Annotated in this window: 16 protein-coding genes; 15 read left to right on the top strand and 1 reads right to left on the bottom strand. The window is 69.7% G+C overall.

Annotated features, from left to right (window positions below; genetic code table 11):
• Positions 1–92 precede the first annotated feature (92 nt).
• The 14 genes from NM961_RS09330 to NM961_RS09265 are packed head-to-tail and all read left to right on the top strand — an operon-like array spanning position 93 to position 18,381.
• Positions 93–482, top strand: a complete 390-nt coding sequence (locus NM961_RS09330) for a hypothetical protein (RefSeq protein ID WP_255913926.1) — start codon at positions 93–95, stop codon at positions 480–482.
• Positions 479–2,941 (top strand): eCIS core domain-containing protein, encoded by a 2,463-nt coding sequence (locus tag NM961_RS09325; RefSeq protein ID WP_255913924.1) that lies wholly within the window; start codon positions 479–481, stop codon positions 2,939–2,941. Before NM961_RS09330 ends, NM961_RS09325 begins: the two co-directional genes overlap by 4 nt.
• Before the next feature lie 3 nt (positions 2,942–2,944).
• A complete protein-coding gene (locus NM961_RS09320; protein WP_255913922.1) occupies positions 2,945–4,942 on the top strand; it encodes an eCIS core domain-containing protein in 1,998 nt (665 codons plus the stop codon).
• A gap of 46 nt (positions 4,943–4,988) precedes the next feature.
• Positions 4,989–5,291 carry a hypothetical protein gene (locus NM961_RS09315; protein ID WP_255913919.1) on the top strand — a complete coding sequence of 101 codons (303 nt, stop codon included), beginning with the start codon at positions 4,989–4,991 and terminating at the stop codon, positions 5,289–5,291.
• 9 nt (positions 5,292–5,300) lie between these two features.
• Positions 5,301–5,954 (top strand): hypothetical protein, encoded by a 654-nt coding sequence (locus tag NM961_RS09310; protein WP_255913917.1) that lies wholly within the window; start codon positions 5,301–5,303, stop codon positions 5,952–5,954.
• A gap of 11 nt (positions 5,955–5,965) precedes the next feature.
• Complete coding sequence (locus NM961_RS09305; protein WP_255913915.1) at positions 5,966–6,289, top strand: LysM domain-containing protein; 324 nt, start codon at positions 5,966–5,968, stop codon at positions 6,287–6,289.
• Between the two features lie 6 nt (positions 6,290–6,295).
• Positions 6,296–7,423, top strand: a complete 1,128-nt coding sequence (locus NM961_RS09300) for a hypothetical protein (RefSeq protein ID WP_255913914.1) — start codon at positions 6,296–6,298, stop codon at positions 7,421–7,423.
• A complete protein-coding gene (locus NM961_RS09295; RefSeq protein WP_255913913.1) occupies positions 7,420–7,950 on the top strand; it encodes a phage baseplate assembly protein V in 531 nt (176 codons plus the stop codon). The genes NM961_RS09300 and NM961_RS09295 overlap by 4 nt, the downstream gene beginning before the upstream one ends.
• A gap of 10 nt (positions 7,951–7,960) precedes the next feature.
• A complete protein-coding gene (locus NM961_RS09290) occupies positions 7,961–8,314 on the top strand; it encodes a DUF4280 domain-containing protein (protein ID WP_255913912.1) in 354 nt (117 codons plus the stop codon).
• 9 nt (positions 8,315–8,323) lie between these two features.
• A complete protein-coding gene (locus NM961_RS09285; protein WP_255913910.1) occupies positions 8,324–8,680 on the top strand; it encodes a GPW/gp25 family protein in 357 nt (118 codons plus the stop codon).
• A gap of 22 nt (positions 8,681–8,702) precedes the next feature.
• The gene (locus NM961_RS09280; protein WP_255913908.1) at positions 8,703–11,303 is read left to right on the top strand and encodes a putative baseplate assembly protein; all 2,601 of its coding nucleotides are present in this window, start codon (positions 8,703–8,705) and stop codon (positions 11,301–11,303) included.
• Positions 11,304–11,315: 12 nt separating this feature from the next.
• Complete coding sequence (locus NM961_RS09275) at positions 11,316–14,594, top strand: putative baseplate assembly protein (protein ID WP_255913907.1); 3,279 nt, start codon at positions 11,316–11,318, stop codon at positions 14,592–14,594.
• Positions 14,595–14,597: 3 nt separating this feature from the next.
• Positions 14,598–16,757: a hypothetical protein gene (locus tag NM961_RS09270; protein WP_255913904.1), complete on the top strand. Its 2,160-nt coding sequence runs from the start codon at positions 14,598–14,600 to the stop codon at positions 16,755–16,757.
• A 40-nt stretch (positions 16,758–16,797) separates the two neighbouring features.
• On the top strand, positions 16,798–18,381 hold the full coding sequence (locus NM961_RS09265; protein ID WP_255913902.1) for a DUF6519 domain-containing protein: 1,584 nt from the start codon (positions 16,798–16,800) through the stop codon (positions 18,379–18,381).
• Positions 18,382–18,521: 140 nt separating this feature from the next.
• On the opposite strand, the gene metE is transcribed toward NM961_RS09265, so the two are convergent.
• Complete coding sequence (gene metE, locus NM961_RS09260) at positions 18,522–20,816, bottom strand: 5-methyltetrahydropteroyltriglutamate--homocysteine S-methyltransferase (RefSeq protein ID WP_255913900.1); 2,295 nt, start codon at positions 20,814–20,816, stop codon at positions 18,522–18,524.
• A gap of 96 nt (positions 20,817–20,912) precedes the next feature.
• Between metE and NM961_RS09255 the strand changes: the two genes are divergently transcribed.
• On the top strand, positions 20,913–21,821 hold the full coding sequence (locus tag NM961_RS09255) for a LysR family transcriptional regulator (protein WP_255913898.1): 909 nt from the start codon (positions 20,913–20,915) through the stop codon (positions 21,819–21,821).
• The last annotated feature ends 136 nt before the right edge of the window (positions 21,822–21,957 follow it).

Genomic DNA, 21,957 nt, shown 5'->3' with positions numbered 1-21,957 from the left:
CGGATGGGCAGCCGGCGGCGGGCGAAGCGCCGGACACGCGAGTGCCGACTGCTCAAGCGCGGCGGGATGCGCGGCCTGCAACGGCTGCCGGCATGGCGGCGGATGCACAGCGGCTGTCCGCCTTCGCCGACGCCGCCCTGTCCGGACCGGCTTCGCGGGTGTCCGCGACAGCGCCAGCCACGGCGCTGTCCAGCGCTGCGCCCAACGCGCACGACCCGCTTGCGGCCGCCGCACCGCTGCAACTGCGCATAGACCGTCTCGTCATCGACGGCCTGCCGCGCATGGCCGGCGGCGAACGCGCATTGCGCGCGGCGCTGGTGCAGGAATTGCTGCAGCTGTTCGGCGCGCAGCCGCCGGTGCTGAGCCAGGGCGGCGCGCTGGCCCGATTGCCCGCGCTGGAGCTGGCCTTGCCCGCCGCGGCCGATGCGGCCAGCGTCGGTCGCGCACTCGCCCGCGCGCTGCATCGGAGCCTGGGCGCATGAAGCGCGCCAACGCCAGCGTTGCTCCGGCCGTTGCCGCGCAAGCATCGGCGCCGCTGCTGCTGCAACGGCGCTGCGCCTGCGGCAACCGCAGCCCGGGCGGCGACTGCGACCAGTGCAGCAAGCGCAAGATCCAGCGCAAGGGGCTGAGCCTGGGCGCGGCCGACAGCCCGCTCGAAGCCGAAGCCGACCGCATCGCCGATCGGGTCACCCGCGGCGGCAGCGCCGCGCCCCAGGACGGCGCGCCGCTGCAGATCAGCCGCGCCGATGCCGGCGAGGGTTCGGGCGGCAGCGTGCCGGCCGAAGTCGATACGGTGCTCTCCAGCGCCGGCCAGCCGCTGGATGCCGCCGCGCGCGCCGAACTGGAACCGCGCTTCGGCCACGATTTCAGCCAGGTTCGCGTGCACGCCGATGCGGCCGCGCAGGCCTCGGCGCGCGCGGTCGATGCGGCGGCCTATACCGTAGGCCATCACCTGGTGTTCGGCGCCGGCCAGTACCGGCCGCACAGCGCCGAAGGCCGCCATCTGCTCGCCCACGAACTCACCCACGTGCTGCAGCAGGGTTCGGCCGCGCGCGGCCTGCAGCGCAAGCCCGCGGCCAAGCCCTGGATCAAGCAGATCGTGGTCGACCAGACCGAGCCGCAGAAGGTGAGCTGGAGCTACAGCGACGGCCATACCGAACAGAGCGCGGACGGCAAGGCCAACGAAAGCCAATGTTCCACCGGCAAGGGCCATTGCTGCTTCGACGCCACCGCCGGCGCCAGCGCCGGCGGCGCCTGTTCCGCGCTGCGTTCCAACCAGGTCGGCAACAACTGCACGCCGGTCGGCGATTTCACCGTCACCCTCAAGCGCGAGAAGGGCGCCATTCCGTTCTGGACCCAGTTCCACGATGCCAAGGCCGTCGCCCTGCATGAATACTGGCCGGTGGACGGCACGCCGCTGTCGCACGGCTGCGTGCGCCTGCAGAGCAAGGATGCGGAACTGATCTTCCGCGGCGCGGTGGTCGGCGTGACCAAAGTCAAAGTGCAGAACCTGGCCAAGCCGCGCTGCGAACATCCCGCCCTGCAGGCCGAATGGCAGGGCGACTACGACACCGCCGGCAGCAAGCCGCTGGATGGCTCGTCCATCAACCCCGACACCGGCAAGGGCTACAGCAAGAAAGACATCGCCGACCACAACCGCGTCCGCAAGGATGAGCGCGACGCGCTCAAATCGGCCTTCGGCGTGGATGACAAGGGCCTGGATGCGGAAATCGCCGCGGTCAACGTCGCCAAGCAGGCGCTGGAACCGCGCATTCCGCGCTGCGTGCCCGCGCAGACCCAGGAAGAAGCGCAGACGCCCGCCGCCAAGACCAGCGGCTTCCTCCAGGCCGATGCGGAAAAAACCGCGCAGAAATTCAGCAAGGCCCTGGCCGGCGTGAAAAGCGCCGCCAAGGCCGAAAAGCTGGTGCGCCAGACCGGCGAGGACCTGTGGAACAAGGCCACCGCCGACGCCCGCGCCGGCGGCGCCGGCAGCGACGACCGCCAGCTGTACTGGACCCGTCTGATGCTGAGCGAGGCGCTGCGCGCCTGGAATCCCGGCTTCGCCAAGGACGCCGACGAACTGCGCCGCCTGCACGCCCGCCTGCTCAAGCTGCTGGAAGACACCTCGCGCGGCTTCACCAGCGCCAGCTTCGACACCACGGTGGAACGCAAGCACATCCTGATCAGCGGCTTCGATCCCTTCGGCTTCACCAGCGGCGGCGACATACGCCAGAGCAATCTCTCCGGCGCGGCCGCGCTGGCCCTGGACGGGGAACGCATCAGCGACGGCAGCACGGTGGCGGAGATCCAGTCCGCCGTATTCCCGGTGCGTTATGCGGACTTCAACCAGGGCGTGGTCGAAGCCTATCTGCGCCCGCACCTGGATGCGCCCAAGCCGCCCAACCTCGTCATGAGCATCAGCCAGGGCAGCCGCCTGTTCGAGCTGGAGGAAAGCGCCGGGCGCAACCGCTCCACCCAGGGCTTTCTCGACAACGTCGGCGCAGACAGCGGTGGCAGCGCGACCAAGCCGGTGGAGCCGCCGGGCCTGGCCGGCGGCAGCGAGTTCCTGCCGCAGAACGTGCCGGCCAAGGCGCTCGAAGCCATGCGCGCGACCCAGGGCCGCAAGGGCGCAATCAAGCAGGAAACCGAGGTCAAGGACCTGCCCAAGGATGCAAAGCAGGAACGGACGCTGGACAGCGGCCCCTTCGGCAAGGTGGATCCACCCGTGGGCAAGGCGGTGGAAGGTGCCGGCGGCGGATTTCTCTCCAACGAGATTTTCTACCGCAACAGCCTGCTGCGTTCCTCGCACGCGACGGCGTCCGCCGTGCCGACCATCCATCTGCATACGCCGATGATGAAGCCCGGCGTAACCGATGCGGAGCGCAACCGGCTGATCGGGGAAATCCGCAAGATCCTGCGCGCGGCGCTGGCGGGGATCTGAGCCATGCGCCGCTTTCAGCCGCCGCCCCTGAGCGCCAGTCTCACCACGCCGCTGCTGCAGCGCAAATGCGCCTGCGGCAAGAATGCGGGCAAGGGCGCGCAGGAATGCAGCGGCTGCGCCGGCGCGCGGGTGCAGCGCGAAGCCCTGGGCAGCGCGCAGCCGGCGATTCCGGATTCCGTGCAGGCGACGTTGCGCGGACCGGGCCAGTCCTTGCCCGACGCCACGCGCCGCTTCATGCAGCAGCGCCTGGGCCAGGATTTCAGCGGCGTGCGCGTGCATGCCGACGCGGCCGCGGCGGCTTCGGCGCGGGCGGTCGATGCGGCGGCCTATACCGTGGGTTCGCACGTGGTATTCGGCGCCGGCCGCTACGCGCCGCAGAACCCGGCCGGCCAGCGCCTGCTCGCGCACGAACTCACCCATGTGATGCAGCAGCGCGGCGCGGCCATGCCGGCGCCCGGCGAACTGCGCATGGATGCGCCCGACAGCACGGCCGAGCGCGAGGCCGACCGCGCCGCCGAACGTGTGCACGATGCCGGCAGCGCACCGCCCGCGACACGCGCAGCGGGCACGGCGCAGCTGTCGCGCGCCCAGGCCGAGATTCCCGACGCCGCGAGCCTGACCATGAACCTCGGCAACACGCCCGGCAGCGGCCTGCAATTCACGCCGGCCGGCGTCACCGACAGCGTGGTCGGCTTCGTCGGCGCGCAACCGGGGCTGCTGCAGGGCGGCATCAGCCGGCTCAACGTCATCCTCGGCGAGAACCTGACGCCGCGGCTGCTGGCGGTACAACTTCTGCCGTTGTGGAATACCGCGACGCCGTCGACGGCGCCGGGCGGCGCGCCGAATCCGCGCACCTTGCTCGATGCCGACGAACTGGCGCGCGGCCTGCTCATGTACAACCAGTTCTATCTCGGCCTGCCCGGCATGGCGCGCTGGCGCGCCGGCCTGCGCCTGCCGCTGCCGGCGGATGTGAACGGCAGCGTGGCCACGGTCAATCCGCTGCAGATCCGCGCCCTGGCCGGCAGCTTCCCGGCCGCGTTCGAGCCGCTGCTGGACCAGCGTGCCAGCGCGCCGGCCGCCGCCGCGCCGGCCCAGCTCGCCGCCGACGCGGCGCAGTTCCTGGCGGCGAATACGGACGCGCTGGGCCGCGGCATCGCGCTGCAGGCGCGCGCCATCACCAACGCGCCGGCCGAGCGCGCGCTGATCCATGCCGTGATGGACCAGCTCGGCAACGCCGGCTTCGACGTTGCGCTGGTGTTCATGGATTTCCTGCTGCAACCCGAATTCCAGCTGCTGGCGGCCCAGCGCGACGGCGTGGCCATACTCGGCGATATCCGCGATGCCCTGGCGAAGGCACCGGCGGCGCTGACGGCCAAGCAGCAGGACAGCCTGGCCCGCGCCAACCGGCAGATGGCCGGCCTCAGTGGCACCGGCGCGGCGCCGCCGCAGGCCATGCGCACGCGCGCACAGAAGACGGTCGACATCGACACGGTGCTGTTGGACGGCAGCAACCGCGATCCCGCCGCCGATGTGCGCCAGGCCGACAGCCAGCTGGTGCAATGCAATGTGCGCCTGCGCCATGTCGGCAAGCACGTGGCCACGCCGCAGCAGAGTGCGGACTGGATAGGTGCCGAAGGTGAACTGGACGACGCGGGCTGCGGCAGCGCGCGCGAACCGGAGAAGCTGGCGCGCGAGGCCAATGCCGCCTTTGGTTTGAGCAGCCGTCTGCGCGCGTTCTACGTGCGTCGGGTCAAGAGTGCGCGGGCCTCGTCCTGTCCGCCGGGCGGTTCAGCGGCGGCGCTGGGCAATACCACCTGGGTAGGCAACGCCTCCGACGGCCGCACCCTGGGCCATGAACTGGGCCACATCCTGCTGGATTTCCCGCTCAGCGTTAACGACCACAGTAGCGACACCACGCGGCTGATGGCGATTTCCAACATTTCCCCCTTGGGAGAAACGCTCAATGACGACGAATGTACGCGGATCCACCGCCATGCCTGAGCCGCGGGCGAACCGCCGCGCCGGCTTGCCGCGGAACTGAGGCGCCATGCCCCGCTGCAACGCGCTCCAGGCCGGTACGGATCTGCCGCCGCCGCGCGGTGTCAACGGCACGCCGCTGGCCGGTGCCTCGGCGGAAGCTGCTGCCGGGCAGGCTGCGGACGCGCCCGGGCAGGGCCTGCCCGATCCCGCACAGACGGCCAAGGAGCCGCAGCCGGGCGAGCGGATGCACACGCTGAAATTCCCTTTCCGAAACAGGGCAGGGTGGCGCGCGCTGAGCGGCCATCCGGAGGAGAAGACTGCAATGCCTGCCTACACGCGCAACGGCATGACCGCACCGGACGAGCGCTGAGGACCGGCCATGACCGCCTTCCCCGATTCTCCCCGGCTGGTCCGCGGCGGCCTGGTGCTGGTGGATCCCGCCACCGGCGCGGTGCTGCGCCTGATCGCGCTGCAGTACAACCCCGACAGCGTGCAGCGCAGCCTGCAGGTGCGCGGCGTGGGCCAGGACAGCGGCGATCATCTGGAGGCACTGCGCCTCAAGGGGCCGCCGATAGAAACCATCAAGCTCGAAGCCGAGCTGGATGCCAGCGACGCGCTGGAGAACAACGACAGCCAGGCCGTGCAACTGGGCCTGCACGCGCAGCTGGCGGCGCTGGAAGTGCTGGTCTATCCGGCCAGCAGCCAGCTCAGCGCGGCCAACGGCGCGGCGGCTTCGGGCACGCTGGAAATCGCGCCGGCGCTGGCGCCGCTGCCGCTGTTCGTATTCGGCTCCAGACGCATCGTGCCCGTGCGCATCACCGAGCTGTCGGTGACCGAGGAAGCCTTCGATCCCGGCCTCAATCCGCTGCGCGCCAAGCTCAGCCTGGGCCTGCGCGTGCTCAGCGTCGACGACCTGGGTTTCGACGCCAAGGGCGGCGGCCTGTTCATGACCTACCTGCAAGGCAAGGAACAGCTGGCGCGCCAGGCCCGCGGCGCCAGCTTCGCGCAACTGGGCATCAGCGGCATACCGTAGGAGTGTAAAAAATGCCTAACTACAATTTCCCGCCGACCAGCCGCTACTACGACACCGAACTGGGCGAACTCGAAGGCCCCGACGGCCGCCGCATCCCCTACCTGCGCCGCCGCTTCCTGCCCGCGCCGGAGCGCTTCGCCCTGCTGCGCGAACACCGGATCGGCGAGGGCGAGCGGTTGGACCATATCGCCGCGCACGAACTGGGCGACGCCGAGGCGTTCTGGCGCCTGTGCGACGCCAATGCCGGTGAACTCAAGCCCGAAGCGCTGTGCCGCAGCGGCCGGCGCCTGCGCATCACCCTGCCGCTGGGCGTGCCCGCCCCGGCGCGGAGCTGAGCCGCCGTGCTGCAGGGCCTGCATCTGAGCCTGCTGATCGGTCCCGGCGTGCCGGTGCCGGCGCCGGCGGCCGTGGTCGATGCGCTGAGCAGCGTGCAGGTCACCAGCGGCAAGGACAGCAGCGGCTTCCAGCTCACCTTCAGCCTGAGCAAGCAATCGCCGCTGCTGACCACGCTGCTGCCGGCGGGCTATTTCGATCCCGTCACCACGCGGGTGATCCTGGTCGCCACCGTCGCCGGCGTGCCGCAGGTGTTGATGGATGGCGTGGTCACGCGGCAGGAACTCAATCCCAGCAGCGATCCCGGCCAGTCCACGCTGACCGTGACCGGCGAGGATCTCAGCGCGTTGATGGACCTGATCGACCTGACCGGCTTCCCGTTTCCGGGCATGCCCGAGATCGCCCGCGTCTATCTCATCCTCGCGCGCTACGCCGCGCTGGGCATCGTTCCCATCGCGATTCCGCCGATCCCGCCGGACATCCCCATCCCGACCAACGACAACCCGGTGCAGTGGGGCACGGACCGCAGCTATATCCGCTATCTCGCCTCGCAGGCCGGCTACGTGTTCTACGTCGAGCCCGGGCCGCTGCCGGGGCAGAGCATTGCCTACTTCGGCCCGGACCTCCGCATTCCGGTGCCGCAGCCGGCGCTGAGTATCAACATGGACGCGGCCAGCAATGTGGAAAGCCTGAGCTTTTCCTACGACGGCCTGCAGAAGAAGATCGTGCTGTACAACATCCTGGATCCGGCCACCGGCAAGGTGGTGATACCGATTCCGGTGCCCAACGTGAGCGTGCTGCGTCCGTCGCTGACGGCCAGGCCCGCGCTGCCGTTGCGCCTGGAACAGGTGGACGACGCGGCCAAGGACAATCCGGCCAAGGCCGCGCAGCGCATCCTCGGCATCGTCTTCAACGCAGCCTCCGCGATCACGGCGTCGGGCACGCTGGATGTGCTGCGCTACGGCCGCGTGCTGCGCTCGCGCATGCTGGTCGGCGTGCGCGGCGCCGGCCTGGCCTACGACGGCCTGTACTACGTCGACAGCGTCACCCATTCCATCAAGCGCGGCGAATACAAGCAGAACTTCCAGCTCAGCCGCGACGGCCTCATTTCCCTGACGCCCAAGGTGCCGGTATGAGCCAGCCCAGCAAGAAGTTCTACGGCAAGTACCGCGGCACGGTAATCAACAATGTCGATCCGGAATTCCGCGGGCGCCTGCTGTGCATGGTGCCCGACGTGCTCGGTGTGGTGCCGTCGAACTGGTGCGAGGCGTGCACGCCGCTGGCCGGCCCCACCGGCGCGCCCATGGGCGTGTACATGGTGCCGCCGCCCGGCGCCGGCGTGTGGGTGGAGTTCGAGCAGGGCGATCCGGGCAAGCCGATCTGGAGCGGCTGCCGCTTCGGCGTGGGCGATCCGCCGACCCTGGCCCTGGCGGGCAATCCGGCCGATCCCAACATCGCCATACAGTCGCTGCTGCAGAACCTCGTGATGGTCAGCGACATGCCGCCCACGCCGGTCAGCGGCGGCATCATCCTGAAAAGCACGGCCGGGGCCATGATCGTGGTCAACGATTCCGGCATCTACATCTCCAACGGCAAGGGCGCCGTCATCACCCTGGTCGCCAACGCCATCGACTTCAACATGGGCGCCATGACCATCGTCTGAGGAGCAGCGCATGCCGGGTTTCTTTTTCCATCTCAATGCACAGTGCAAATGTACCCATGGCGCGCCGGTCAACGTGGTGCCGACGCAGACGCGGGTGCTGGTCTCCGGTCAGGCGGTGGCGACCGTGACGGCGCAGCTGGTCGTGGCCGGCTGTCCCTTCACCGTGCCCACCGGCAAGCCGCAGCCCTGCGTGCTGGTGAAATGGGCCATGCCGGCGGCGCGGGTGCTGGTCATGGGGCAGGCGCCGCTGCTGCAGCCGCCGCCGGGCACGGGGCCGGCACCGGCGCTGTGCCAGAGCCCGGAACAGATTCCGCAAGGGCCGCCCATCGTGGCGGCGATGCAGCTGCGCGTCATGGCGCTGTGAGGAGGCGGCATGGACATCGACTTTCCCTACCACTTCGACAGCCGCGGCCACAGCGCCGGTACCGGCCGCGACGACCACGTGCGCGACCTGATCGAGCAGCTGATCTTCACCAGCCCGGGCGAGCGCGTGAACCGGCCGGATTTCGGCAGCGGCCTGCTGCAGCTGGTGTTCGCGCCCAACAGCCCCGAACTCGCGGCGACGCTGCAGTTCACCCTGCAGGCGGCGCTGCAGCGCTGGCTGGGCGATGTGATCGAAGTGCGCGAGCTGGAGGTGACGGCGCGGGATTCGCGCCTGCAGGTGGACCTGAAATACCGCGTGCGCGAAAGCGGCGAGGAACGCAGCGCCAGCTTCGGCCATACGCCGTAGCGGCCCGGCCCCGGGGAACGACATGCAGCTGAACTGCCAAACCGATGCGCGCCGCGACGCGGTGCGCGCCAAGCCGGGCCGCAGCGGCCTGGACTACGTCGAGGTCGACGACGATGGCCTCACTCTGTACGCCTATTTCCTCGGCCGTCTGCCGCCGCCGCTGCGCGAAGATGGGCCGGACCTGCCGCGGCTGCTGCGCATCGACGGCGGCGAACGCATACGCGGCATCCGCATCCTCGACGCCGATCCGCTGCCCAGCGACGATGCCGAACGCGACGACTGCCTGCGTCTGACCCTGGACAGGCAGGGCGATTTCTCGACCTATCACCTCGTGCTGCAAGGGCTGGACGACGTGGATCCGCGCTACGGGCGCGCCCCGTTCCGCTTCCGCCAGTGCTGTCCCACCTTGCTCGACTGCAAGCCGGACTGCGGCTGCGCGCCGCCTGCGCCGGACGAGCCGGTGCTGGACTACCTCGCGCGCGATTACGCCGCGCTGCGCCAGCTGATCTACGACCGCCTCGCGCTGCGCGTGCCCGGCTGGAGCGAGCGCCACGTGCCCGACCTCGGCGTGACCCTGGTGGAGCTGCTGGCCTATGCCGGCGATTATCTGAGCTATTACCAGGACGCGGTCGCGACCGAGGCCTATCTCGACACCGCGCGCCAGCGCATCTCGGTGCGACGGCATGCGCGCCTGGTCGACTATTTCCTGCACGAGGGCTGCAATGCGCGCGCCTGGGTGCAGGTGCAGGTCTCGCAGGACGTGACCGATCTGCGCGCGGGCGAGATCGGCTTCATCACCGCGTTGAACCACGCCTTCGACCGCCTGCCCGGCCTGATCGACGCGGTGACGCTGGAACGGCTGCCCAGGGCCGATTACGAATACTTCGAGGCGCTGGCGCCGCCGGCGCAAGTCCTGCCGCTGTACGCGGCGCACAACGAGATCGCCTTCTACACCTGGGGCGGGCGCGAATGCTGCCTGGAACGCGGTGCGACCCGCGCCACCCTGGTCGATGGCTGGGCCGGTCCGGGCGGTGCGCGCAAGCTGCGCTTGCAGCCGGGCGATGTGCTGATCCTGGAAGAAGTCGCCGGCGCGCAGACCGGCGTGCCCGAGCACGCCGATCCGTCGCGGCGCTGGGCCGTGCGGCTGCGTGCAGTGCGGCCGCTGTCCGACGATGTGCTTGCGGGCGCGGGGGAAACGCCGGCGCCGGAGCAGGGCGGCAAGCCGGAAAAGCATTCCCCCGGTGAAAAATGCGCCGCTGCCGGCGACACCGATACGCGCGGCCAGCCGCTGCTGGAGGTCGAATGGGACGCCGCCGACGCGCTGCCCTTCAGCCTGTGCCTGTCGGCGCTGCGCCGCGTCGCACCGGTGGACGGCGGCGTGCCGGACTGCGCCTACCTCGCCCGCATCAGCGTCGCGCGCGGCAACGTGCTGCTGGTCGATCACGGCCGCAGCCGCGACGAGGAACTGCCCGAGGCCGTGCCCGTGCGCCAGTCCGGCGCCTGCTGCGATTGCGTGGACAGCCCCGGCGAAGTGACGCAGTCGGCGGGCCTGTACCGGCCGCGCCTGGCCGAAGTGCCGCTGACCTGGCAGGCGCCGGCGCCATCGGTGCTGATGCCGGCGGCGCTGTGCCTGCGCCAGGATCCGCGCAGTGCCGCGGCCGCACTGCAGTTGCGCGACAGCGAAGGCCGGCAGTGGCTGCCGCGGCCGGACCTGCTCGCCAGTGCCGCCGACGACAGTCATGTCGTGGTCGAGATCAACAACGACGGCCTGGCCTGCCTGCGCTTCGGCGACGGCGAACTGGGGCGCGCGCCGACGGCCGGCAGCCGCTTCAGTGCGCGCTACCGGCTGGGCAACGGCGTGGCCGGCAATGTCGGCGCCGAAGCCATCGCCTGCCTGGTGCTGCACGGGCGCCGCATCGACGGCCTCGTGGTGAGCGTGCGCAATCCGCTGCCCGCCAGCGGCGGCAGCGAGCCCGAGTCCATGGCTGCGGCCAAGCTGCTTGCGCCTGCGGCCTTCCGCCAGCGTCTGGAGCGCGCCATCACCGCGGACGACTACGCCCGGATCGCCCAGCGCGATGCGCGCCTGCAGCGCGCCGCGGCGCGGCTGGTGTGGACCGGCAGCTGGTACGAGGCCGATGTCGCACTGGATCCGCTGGGCGGCGCACAGGCCAGCCCCGGGCTGCTGCGTGAACTGGAACGGCAGCTGCGCCGCTACCGCCGCATGGGCCATGACCTGCATGCGCGCGCAGCCTGCTACGTGCCGCTGTTGCTGCGCCTGCAGATCTGCGTGCTGCCGGGGCATGCCCGCGCCCAGGTGCTCGCGGCGGTGCTGCGCCGCCTGGGCAGCGGCACGTATCAGAATGGAAAACGCGGTTATTTCCACCCGGACGAACTCAGCTTCGGCCAGCCGGTACATGCCAGTCGCATCGCCGCCGCGGCCCAGGCCGTGCCCGGCGTGGAATGCGCCACGGTGCTGGAGCTGCGCCGGTTCGGCGAACCCGCCGCCGGCGAGCTGGACGCCGGCCTGCTCACCCTGGCGGCGCACGAGATCGCGCGCCTGGACAACGATCCCAACCATCCCGAGCGCGGCCGTCTGCTGGTCGAGATCGGCGGCGGGCGCTGAAGGAGTCTGCGCATGACTTGCGAATCCGGACACGACTGCACGTGCGGCGGCTGCGCCCCGGGCGCGTGCGACTGCTGCGGCGGCGTGCAGCGGCTGACGCCGCGGCCTGTCCACAATCGCCCGGGACTGGGCGCGCTGGACTATCGCGTAGGCACCCATGCCGGTTTCTACGCCAGCATGCAGGCGCGCCTGGCGACGATGGAAGTCGACGGCCTCGCCGCCGACGGCCAGACGCCGCTGCGCCTGCGTCCGCTCGGCGGACTCACCACGCGCGCCGCGGACGATTTCTCGCTGGGGCTGCTCGACGCCTGGGCCAGCGTCGGCGACGTGCTGAGCTTCTACCAGGAGCGCATCGCCAACGAAGGCTATCTGGGCACGGCGACCGAGCGGCGCTCGGTGCTGGAGCTGGCCCGGCTGGTCGGCTACCGCCTGCGGCCCGGCGTGGCGGCGAGTGCGTATCTGGCCTATACCGTCGATGACAACCAGGCCGATCCGGTCAGCGTGCCGGCCGGTGCGCGTTCGCAGAGCATTCCCGGCCCGGACGAGCAGCCGCAGTTCTTCGAGACCAGCGAGGAACTTGTCGCCCGGCGCGAATGGAACGACCTGCGTGCGCGCCGGCTGATGCCGCAGTACATCGACGGCTATACCGTGATGCTGCTGGACGAACTGCACCTCAGCGGTGTCAACAGCGGCCTGCGCCCGGGCGACAAGCTGCTGTACATCTTTTCCGAGGACGGCTCGGACGCGGCCGTGCGCACCGTCGACGGCGTGGACACGCAGTTCGAGGACAGCCGCAGCCTGGTCCGGCTCAAGCCGCTGGCGGCGAAACTGCGTGCCTGCCTGGTGCTGCTGCTGGAGTTCATCGCCAAGGTGACCGCGCTGCTGGCCGCCACCGGCGGGCGCAGCGGCGTGCTGGCGCGCAGCGAGGAAATCCTCGCCGCGGTGCGGCTGGGCACGCAGATGGCGCCGCAGCACTGGGCACCGAACATCGGCGACGGGGAAGGCGAGGATCCGGCGCCGGAAATACAGAAACTGCTGACGGAGCTGGAAACCGGCATTGCGGCAGTGTTGCAGGGCGGCAGCCGCAGCGTGCCGGCGACCAGTCCGGAAGCCTTCGTCGGCGCGCTGCTGGTGGAGCGCAAGACGCAGCCGCGCAACAGCCTGTCGCTGCGGCGCAGCCTGGCCGAATCCTTCGCCACGCCGCAGGCACAGCAGACGCTCAAGCTGATGGCCGCGGGCAACGGCGATACGTCGCGCGGCTTCAGCGAATACGCCGATCCCGGCACCCAGCTGCTGCTCAACTTCGCGCCGCTGCTGCGCGAGGGCTATTACGCGGCCTGGTCCGGCGCCACGCTCAACGAGCGTCCGCCGCCGCTGCGCAACGTCTATGCGCTGCGCGCACGCATGGCCCTGTTCGGCGCCACCGCCGGCAAACTGGCGCGCTACTACGACGGCACCGAAAAGGCGCCCGATGCCGACGCCGATGCCAAGGCGTTTCCGGCCGGTACGCTCAAGCCGCAGGATGAGTGGGGCGAATGGCGCTACGCCGGCGACGAGCGCGGCGACAACGCCTTCCTGGAACATGCCAACGACAACCTCGCCGTGGACGGGTATGTGCTGCTGCACACCGGCGGCGACTGCCGCGTGCTGCGCATCACCGCGCTGGCCACCGCGCCGCGCACGGCCTATGGCCTGAGCGGGCCGTCCACGCGGCTGGACCTGAGCACGCCCGACGGCCAGGACTGGCGCCGCGTGAGCAACGGGCAGGGCGAGCCGGACACCATCGAAGCCCTGCGCACGACCCAGTTCTATCTGCAGAGCGAAGCGCTGCCGCTGGCGCAGCGGCCCATCGCCGACGACGTCGCCGGGCGCGAGATCCAGCTGGACGGCCTGTACAAGGAGCTGCGCTCGGGCCGCTGGGTCGTGGTCAGCGGCGAGCGCACCGACATCGCCGAAGTCGCCGGTGTGCGCACGGCCGAACTGATGATGATTACCGCCGTGCGCCACGGCTACGACCCGAACCTGCCCGGCGACACCGCTCATACCACGCTGAGCTTCAAGACCGGGCTGGCCTACCGCTACCGCCGCGCCAGCGTCGCCGTACACGGCAACGTGGTGCAGGCCACCCATGGTGCGACGGTGGAAGAAGTGCTGGGTTCCGGCGACGGCGCGCAGGCGCTGCAGCGTTTCACCTTGAAGCAGCCGCCGCTGACTTTCGTCGCCGCGCCCACCGCCGCTGGCGCGGCCAGTACCTTGCAGGTGCGCGTGAACGAGGTGACCTGGCACGAGGCCGATTCGCTGAGCGAACTGGCCGCGGCCGCGCGCAGCTTCGTCTGCGACACCGACGATGCCGGCGCGGTCACGCTCACCTTCGGCGACGGCGTCAACGGCCAGCGCCTGCCCAGCGGCGTGCAGAACCTGAAGGCGCGCTACCGCAGCGGCATCGGCGCGGCCGGCAATGTGCGCGCCGGCCAGATCAGCCAGTTGCAGACCCGGCCGCAGGGCATCAAGGGCGTGGTCAATCCGCTGCGCGCCTCCGGCGGCGGCGGGCGCGAAAGCCGCGACCTGGCACGCGAAAACGCACCGCTGTCGGTACTGGCGCTGGAGCGGCTGGTCTCCGTCTCCGACTACGCCGATTTCAGCCGCCGCTTCGCCGGCATCGCCAAGGCCAGCGCGGTGCAGGCCAGCGACGGCGCGCGCCAGCTGGTCCATGTGAGCATCGCCGGCGTGGACGATGCGCCCATCGACAACGACTCGGACCTGTACCGCAACCTGCTGCTGGCCCTGCAGCGCCACGGCGATCCGGACCAGCCGGTACGGGTCGAAATGCGCGAGCTGATCGCGCTGGTGCTGTCGGCGAATGTCCAGCTGCTGCCGGATTATCACTGGGAGCCGGTCGCCGGCGCGGTGCGCGCGCAGCTGCTGGACCAGTTCGGCTTCCAGCGCCGCCGCCTGGGCCAGCCGGCGCTGCGCTGCGAAATCGTTGCGGCGATCCAGGCCGTGCCCGGCGTGGCCTATGTCGATGTCGACGCCTTCGGCGGCGTGGCTTCCAGAGGCACGCTCAAGGACCGCGGCGGCCCGCGCGAGCTGCCGACTCAGGCTGCCATCGCGCGCGAGATCATCGACATCGCACAGCCTGGCGCGGGTGCGGCGCACAAGCATGCCGCCGGCCGCGGCGACGTGCCGGCATTTGCGGGTGGCCGTGACCGCCACGGCCGGCTGCGGCCGGCCCAGCTCGCGATCTTCCTGCCCGGCGTGCCCGACACCATCACCCTGAACCAGCGGAGCTGAGCCATGGCCGAGAGCGAACTGCGGCGCGACCGCCTGTACGAACTGCTGCCGGCGATCCATCGCCAGCGCGACGCGCAGCAGGGCTATCCGCTGAAAGCCCTGCTCGCCGTGATCGGCGAACAGGCGCAACTGATCGACGACGATATTGCCCAGCTGTACGAGAACTGGTTCATCGAGACCGCGCAGGACTGGGCCGTGCCCTATATCGGCGCGCTGCTGGGCCACGTGCCGCTGGCCGAGGCCGGCCTGCCGCCGGATATATCCACGTGCGTGACGCCGCGGCGGCTGGTGCCGCGGCGCGAGATCGCCGGTCTGATCCGCGCGCGCCGGCGCAAGGGCAGCCTGGCCCTGCTGGAAGAGCTGGCACGCGATATTGGCGGCTGGCCGGCGCGGGCGGTGGAAGCCTACCGGCGCCTGGCCTGGACGCAGAACCTCAACCACCCGCATGCGCAGCGCCATCGCCTGGCCGACCTGCGCGCGATGGATGCGCTGGACCGCCTGGGCACGCCGTTTGAACGCGCCGCGCGCACGGTGGACCTGCGCCGCGGCGGCGTGAACATCGCTGCGGTGACGGTGTATGCCTGGCGCCTGCAGCGCTACAGCGTGACCGCGACCGCGGCCTGCTGCGTGGAAGAAAGCGGCCCGCATTGCTTCAGCTTCAGCGTGCTGGGCCAGGACGCGCCGCTGTGGCGCAAGCCGCTGCCGGAGAACGATCCGGCGCATATCGCCGGCGAGGAAAACATTCCGGCGCCGATACGCCGGCTCGCGTTCAAGCAGCGCATTGCGGATTTCTATGGGCCGGAACACAGCCTGCTGCTGTGGGCCGACGGCTGGGCCGGCTTCAAGTCCGACCAGCCGGTGCCGGCGGAGAAGCTGATCGCGGCCGATCTGTCCGACTGGCGCTACGCCGTGCCCAATGGCCATATCGCGGTCGATCCGGTGCTCGGCCGTTTTGCCTTTCCGGCCGGCCAGCTGCCCAAGAAGGGCGTGCGGGTGAGCTACCACTACGGCTTTTCCGCCGATATGGGCGGCGGCGAATACGCGCGGCCGCTGCTGCAGCCGCCGCTGCGGCCGGGGCGCGTGCAGCGCCTGTACCGCGTCGGCCGCGGCCAGGACTACGGCCGCATCGCCGACGCGCTGCTGCGCTGGGAGAAGGACGGCGCCGACGACGCCGTGATCGAACTGTGCGACAGCGGCGTCTATGTCGAGCCGCTGAATATACAGGTGGACAATGACAAGACGCTGCAACTCCGCGCCGCGCCGCGCACACGCCCGGTGCTGCGCCTGATCGACTGGCAGACCGACCTGCCCGACGCCTTTGCCGTCAGCCTGGGCAGCCGCAGCCGTTTCAGCCTCGACGGCCTGCTGGTCACCGGCAGGCCGCTGCGCGTGAGCGGCCGGCCGGCGGCGGAGGAATGCCCGGGCGAGCTGCTGATACGCCATTGCACCCTGGTGCCGGGCTGGGGCCTGGACTGCCGCTGCGAACCGCGCCGGCCGGCCGAGCCCAGCCTGGAACTGGCCCAGCTGCGCGGCCGCGTACGCATCAGCCACAGCATCCTCGGCGCCATCGTGGTGCAGCAGGACGAGGTGCTGGCCGATCCGCTGCGGCTGGACATCGCCGACAGCATCATCGACGCGACTTCGGACCGGCGCGAAGCCATCACCGGCGGTGCGCCCGGCCGCGTCGCCCATGTGCTGGCGACGATACGCCGCAGCACGATTTTCGGCATCGTCGAGCTGCATGCGCTGGCGCTGGGCGAGAACAGTATCTTCAGCGCCTGCGTACACGTGGCGCGGCGCCAGATCGGCTGCCTGCGCTACAGCTACGTGCCGGCCGGCTGCCGCACGCCGCGGCGCCACCGCTGCCAGCCCGACGGCGTGGCCGAAGCCGTGCGCGCCGGCGGCGGCGACGGCATCGAGCAGCGCATCGCGCTGGAACGCGCTCGCGTGCGGCCGCGCTTCACCGCGCGCCGCTATGGCCAGCCCGGCTATGCCCAGCTCGCCGCCGATTGCGCCGCGGAGATCGTGCGCGGCGCCGACGACGAATCCGAAATGGGCGCCTTCCACCACCTGTACCAGCCCCAGCGCAGCGCCAACCTGCGCGCGCGCCTGGCCGAATACACCCCGGCCGGCATGCAGGTGGAACTGGTCTTCGTCAACTGAGCGCCGTCACCGTCACACAGGTATACAAAGGGATACGGACATGAAAGGCGATTTCTCCCGCATCAGCTTCGACCGCCGCAACCATTTCAGCCAGGTGCTGATGCAGCAGGGGCGCGTGACCCTGGACGCCGATCCGAACGAGCAGTCGGCCATCCTGCTGCACTATCTGCGCACCCTGGCGCGCGACCTGATCGGCCCCTACGGCGGCCCGGCCGATGCGCTGGGCTTCGGCCTGGCGGTGGCGGCGAATCCGAACCGGCTGCTGATCGGCGCCGGGCGCTACTACGTCGGCGGCATCCTCTGCGAAAGCGAGGGCTGCGACTACGCCGTCCAGCCCGACTACCACCCGCAGCCACCCGATGCGAAGAACAAATGCCCCGGCGACGCCTTGCTGCAGCAGCTGCGCCAGCCCGACGAAGACCTGCGTTTCTGGCTGTACCTGGACGTGTGGGAGCGGCATATCAGCTGGATAGAGGACGGGCACATCCGCGAAGTCGCGCTGAACGGCCCCGACACCTGTACCCGCGCCAAGGTGGTCTGGCAGGTGAGGGCGCTGGAATTGCGCAATCTGCGCGAGCGCCTGCAGGAGCAGCGCGACCGTCTGCAAAAATTGTACGAGGCCGGCGGCAGCAAGGATCCGGCGCTGAAAGCGCGCATCGACGCGCTGGACGCGGCCCTGGCCGAACTGGACGTGGACCCGGGCGCGGCGCTGCCCTGCGCCGCGCCGCTGGCCGGCCTGGAAGGCTTGAGCGATGCCTGGCTCGCCGCGCGCCTGGACAGCGCCGAAGGGCCGGGCAACCCCTGCGAGATCGCGCCGGACGCGGCGTTCCGCGGTGCGGAGAACCAGCTATACCGCGTCGAGATCCACCAGGGCGGCGACGGCGACACGGCCACGTTCAAATGGTCGCGCGACAACGGCAGCCAGGCCACGCCGTGGCTGGGCAGCGAAGGCGACTGGCTGCTGGTCGCCACCTCGCGCGATTTTGCCCTGCACGACTGGGTGGAAATCACCGACGAGAGCGACGACCTGGACAGCCGCCCCGGCCTGTTCGTGCAGGTGGCCGAAGTCGCGCCTGGCCGCCTGCGCATCACCGCGCCGGACGGCGGCCTGCCCGATCCCGCCGCACTGAAACTGCCCAAGCTGCGCCGCTGGAACCAGCGCGATGCGGGTGATGTGCGCCTGCGCGACGGCGCCGTGCCGGTGCAGGAATCCACCGGTGGAAAAGACAATTGGATACCCCTGGAAAATGGTGTGCAGATACGTTTCGCCGCCGGCGGCAGCTACCGCAGCGGCGATTACTGGCTGATTCCCGCCCGCGTCGCCACCGGCGACATCGAATGGCCGCATCTGCCCGGCGGCGGCACGCCGCAGCTGCAGCCGCCGCACGGCGTGCAGCACCACTACGCACCGCTGGGCTGGCTGGGCTACGGCCCGGACGAGAACGGCGCCAACAGTTTCCAGCTCAGCGATTGCCGTTGCGACCTGTGGCCGATCAATTCCTGCGCGCGGCGTTTGCTCGCGAACGGCGCCGCGCCCGGCCGCGATGCGGTGCCCGGGCGCGGCGCGGTGGGCAAGGTGGCGGGCGGCAAGCGCAGGCCGGCGCCCAAGCCGCCGCAGGAGTGAGGCACGCTGTCGCCGTCGGTGTTGCCCTTCGCCATCCGTCCAGGGATTGCTACCTCGCCGGTTTCATCGGCGAGCACCTTGGCAGCGTCAAAAACAAACACCCCGGCACCGGGCCGGGGTGTTCAATCCATTCTGCCGGATCAGGCTGCCGCTTGCCGCAGCGCCCTGGCGGCCGACACCATGTTGCTCAATGCCGGAATCACCTCCGCCCACTGCCGCGTCTTCAGGCCGCAATCGGGATTGACCCACAGCCGCCGGGCGGGAATGCGCTCGGCGGCCTTCTTCATCAGCTGCACGATGTGATCCTGCGTGGGAATGTTCGGTGAATGGATGTCGTAGACGCCGGGGCCGATTTCGTTCGGATAGTTGAAATGATCGAAGGCGTCGAGCAGTTCCATGTCCGAGCGCGAGGTCTCGATGGTGATGACGTCGGCGTCCATTCCGGCGATCGCGGCGATGATGTCGTTGAACTCCGAATAGCACATGTGCGTGTGGATCTGGGTCTCGTCGCGCACGCCGTTGGCGCTGATGCGGAATGATTCCACCGCCCAGTCGAGGTAGCTCTTCCACTGCGATTTGCGCAGCGGCAGGCCTTCGCGCAGTGCGGCTTCGTCAATCTGGATCACGCGCACGCCGGCGCGTTCGAGGTCCAGCACTTCCTCGCGGATCGCCAGGGCAAGTTGCCTGCAGGATGCGGAGCGCGGCTGGTCGTCGCGCACGAACGACCAGTTCAGGAGGGTAACCGGCCCGGTCAGCATGCCCTTCATCGGCCTGTCGGTGAGAGATTGCGCGTAGGTGATCCATTCGACGGTCATTGCCTTCGGGCGGCGGATGTCGCCGAACAGGATCGGCGGCTTGACGCAGCGCGATCCGTAGGACTGCACCCAGCCCTGCTTGCTGAAGACATAGCCTTCCAGCTGTTCGCCGAAATACTCGACCATGTCATTGCGCTCGGCCTCGCCGTGCACCAGCACGTCCAGGCCCAGCGCTTCCTGTTCGCGCACGCTGCGTTCGATCTCGGCCTTCATGGCCGCGGCATAGCCGTCCGCGTCGAGGCGGCCGGCCTTGAACTCGCTGCGTGCGCGGCGGATCTCGTTGGTCTGCGGGAACGAACCAATGGTCGTCGTCGGATAGCTGGGCAGCTTCAGCAGTGCGGACTGCCGCGCCGCGCGTTCGGCATAGGCGCTCTGGCGCCGGCCCAGGCGGGCGTCGATCTGCGCGACCGCGGCCCGCACCGCCGGATTGTTCACGCGCGGCGACGAACGGCGGCTCGCGAGGGCGGCCTGGTTCGCCGCGATTTCTTCCCTGACGGCATCGCGGCCCGCACGCAGGGCAGTGGCCAGCACTTTCAGTTCGTCGAGCTTCTGCAAGGCGAAGGCGAGCCAGGATTTGATCTCCGCGTCCAGCTTCTGCTCGGCGTCGAGATCCACGGGAACGTGCAGCAGCGAACACGACGGCGCGATCCACAGCCGCTGGCCCAGCTGCTGTGCCAGCGGCTCCAGCCAGGCCAGTACCGCCGCCAGGTCCGTCTTCCAGATATTGCGGCCATTGACGACGCCCAGCGACAGCACCTGGCGATCGGACAGCTGCGCCAGCAGCGGCGCCACGTCCTCGCGGCCGTTGACGGCATCCACATGCACGCCTGCCACCGGCAGACCGCCGACGAGATCGCGGTTCTGCTGCAGCGGACCGAAATAGGTCGCCAGCAGCAGCTTGACGCGCGCCGTCTTCAATTGGTGATAGGCCGTGGTGAAGCCGCCGCGCCAGGCTGCATCGAGTTCGGTAACCAGGATCGGTTCGTCGACCTGCACCCATTCGGCGCCCTGGTCCGCCAGCGCCTCCATCAATTCGGCATAGACCGGCAGCAGCCGGGGCAGCAGGGCCAGCTTGTCGGAGCCGTCCTTGGTCTTGCCCAGGCAGAGGTAGGTCAGCGGCCCGATGATGACGGGCTTGGCATTTACGCCCTGTGCGTTCGCTTCGGCCAGTTGCCCGATCAGACGGGAAGCATCCAGCTTGAATTCCGTGTCGGCACTGAACTCAGGGACGATGTAGTGATAGTTGGTGTCGAACCACTTGGTCATTTCGCCGGCCGCGATGCCGCCGCAGCAGGCCGCGTGTGCTTCGGCCGAGGCGGCGGAGCGCCCGCGCGCCACGCGGAAATAGTTGTCCAATGCGTCGCCGTGGAAGCCGCGCACGCGTTCCGGCAGGTTGCCGAGCGTGAAACTCATGTCCAGCACCTGGTCGTAAAACGCGAAGTCGCCGACAGGAACCAGGTCCAGGCCAGCCTGGTTTTCCCAGTGGCGCCTGCGCAGCTGTGCGCCCAGTGCCTGGAGCGCGGCGCGTGACGAATCGCCTTTCCAGTAGTTCTCCAGCGCGAATTTCAGCTCGCGCCTGGCGCCGATGCGGGGGAAGCCAAGATTGTGGACGACGGTCATGGGACGCTCTCGGGATACGCGGACGGCGCATGGTAGAGTTCCGCAATGGATGACGTAAAATGGTCTTTCTTCACGCATCCATGAATTTCACTCATCATGCTCGAACGTGTTCACCTGGCTGTCGTTCAAGAAGTCGAGCGGCTGGGTTCGCTCACCGCGGCAGCCGAAGTTCTGTGCGTCACGCAGTCGGCGCTCAGCCACAGCATGAAGAAACTGGAACAGCAGCTGGGTACCGCCATCTGGTTGCGCGAGGGGCGCAGCCTGCGCCTGACCCAGGCCGGCGAGTACCTGCTCGCAGTCGCCAATCGCGTGCTGCCGCAGCTCGATCTGGCCGAAGAACGGTTGCGGCAGTTCGCCCAGGGAGAACGCGGCGCCCTGCGCATCGGCATGGAATGCCACCCTTGCTATACCTGGCTGCTGAAAGTGGTGTCGCCTTACCTGGCGGCCTGGCCTGACGTCGATGTCGACGTGAAGCAGAAATTCCAGTTCGGCGGCATCGGCGCACTGTTCGGCTATGAGATCGACCTGCTGGTGACGCCGGACCCGCTGTACAAGCCGGGATTGAAGTTCGAGCCGGTATTCGATTACGAGCAGGTGCTGGTCGTTGCGCGTTCGCATCCGCTTGCGCGCGCGTCCTATGTCAAGCCGCGCCAGCTGACCCAGGAAGTGCTCATCACGTATCCGGTCGCCACCGATCGCCTGGACATCTACAACCAGTTCCTGCTGCCGGCCGGCGTGACGCCCCGGCGCCACAAGACGATAGAAACCACCGACATCATGATGCAGATGGTGGCCAGCGGCCGCGGCGTGGCCGCGCTGCCGCGCTGGCTGGTGCTGGAATACGCCGGGAAAATGGACGTGGTACCCGTGCGCCTGGGGCCGCGCGGCATACCCAAGCAGATTTTCCTCGGCGCACGCGAAGCCGATGTGCGCACCGACTATATCCAGGCTTTTTTCAGCCTGGCGCGGCAGTTCACGCTTTCACCGGCGAAGCGCCAGGCATGAGCGCGGACGCCGGGCATAGCCGGCGGCAGGAAAACGGCGCGCGGCGTTCCCCTCGCATCCGGCTTCGGTGCGGTGACGGAAGCGATGCGGACTTGGGATATCGGATCCACGGCTTTCTTGCACGGCTCCGGATATG

The organism is Tahibacter harae (genome assembly GCF_024437735.1).
Taxonomy (GTDB): Bacteria; Pseudomonadota; Gammaproteobacteria; order Xanthomonadales; family Rhodanobacteraceae; genus Tahibacter; species Tahibacter harae.
This window is presented reverse-complemented; position numbering and strand designations above follow the sequence as displayed.

Excerpts from the sequence above, each read along its gene's own strand:
- NM961_RS09330 (WP_255913926.1), top strand. The coding sequence starts at position 93 with ATGGCGGCGGATGCACAGCGGCTGTCCGCCTTCGCCGACGCCGCCCTG.
- NM961_RS09325 (WP_255913924.1), top strand. The coding sequence starts at position 479 with ATGAAGCGCGCCAACGCCAGCGTTGCTCCGGCCGTTGCCGCGCAAGCA.
- NM961_RS09320 (WP_255913922.1), top strand. The coding sequence starts at position 2,945 with ATGCGCCGCTTTCAGCCGCCGCCCCTGAGCGCCAGTCTCACCACGCCG.
- NM961_RS09315 (WP_255913919.1), top strand. The coding sequence starts at position 4,989 with ATGCCCCGCTGCAACGCGCTCCAGGCCGGTACGGATCTGCCGCCGCCG.
- NM961_RS09310 (WP_255913917.1), top strand. The coding sequence starts at position 5,301 with ATGACCGCCTTCCCCGATTCTCCCCGGCTGGTCCGCGGCGGCCTGGTG.
- NM961_RS09305 (WP_255913915.1), top strand. The coding sequence starts at position 5,966 with ATGCCTAACTACAATTTCCCGCCGACCAGCCGCTACTACGACACCGAA.
- NM961_RS09295 (WP_255913913.1), top strand. The coding sequence starts at position 7,420 with ATGAGCCAGCCCAGCAAGAAGTTCTACGGCAAGTACCGCGGCACGGTA.
- NM961_RS09290 (WP_255913912.1), top strand. The coding sequence starts at position 7,961 with ATGCCGGGTTTCTTTTTCCATCTCAATGCACAGTGCAAATGTACCCAT.
- NM961_RS09285 (WP_255913910.1), top strand. The coding sequence starts at position 8,324 with ATGGACATCGACTTTCCCTACCACTTCGACAGCCGCGGCCACAGCGCC.
- NM961_RS09280 (WP_255913908.1), top strand. The coding sequence starts at position 8,703 with ATGCAGCTGAACTGCCAAACCGATGCGCGCCGCGACGCGGTGCGCGCC.
- NM961_RS09275 (WP_255913907.1), top strand. The coding sequence starts at position 11,316 with ATGACTTGCGAATCCGGACACGACTGCACGTGCGGCGGCTGCGCCCCG.
- NM961_RS09270 (WP_255913904.1), top strand. The coding sequence starts at position 14,598 with ATGGCCGAGAGCGAACTGCGGCGCGACCGCCTGTACGAACTGCTGCCG.
- NM961_RS09265 (WP_255913902.1), top strand. The coding sequence starts at position 16,798 with ATGAAAGGCGATTTCTCCCGCATCAGCTTCGACCGCCGCAACCATTTC.
- metE (WP_255913900.1), bottom strand. The coding sequence starts at position 20,816 with ATGACCGTCGTCCACAATCTTGGCTTCCCCCGCATCGGCGCCAGGCGC.
- NM961_RS09255 (WP_255913898.1), top strand. The coding sequence starts at position 20,913 with ATGCTCGAACGTGTTCACCTGGCTGTCGTTCAAGAAGTCGAGCGGCTG.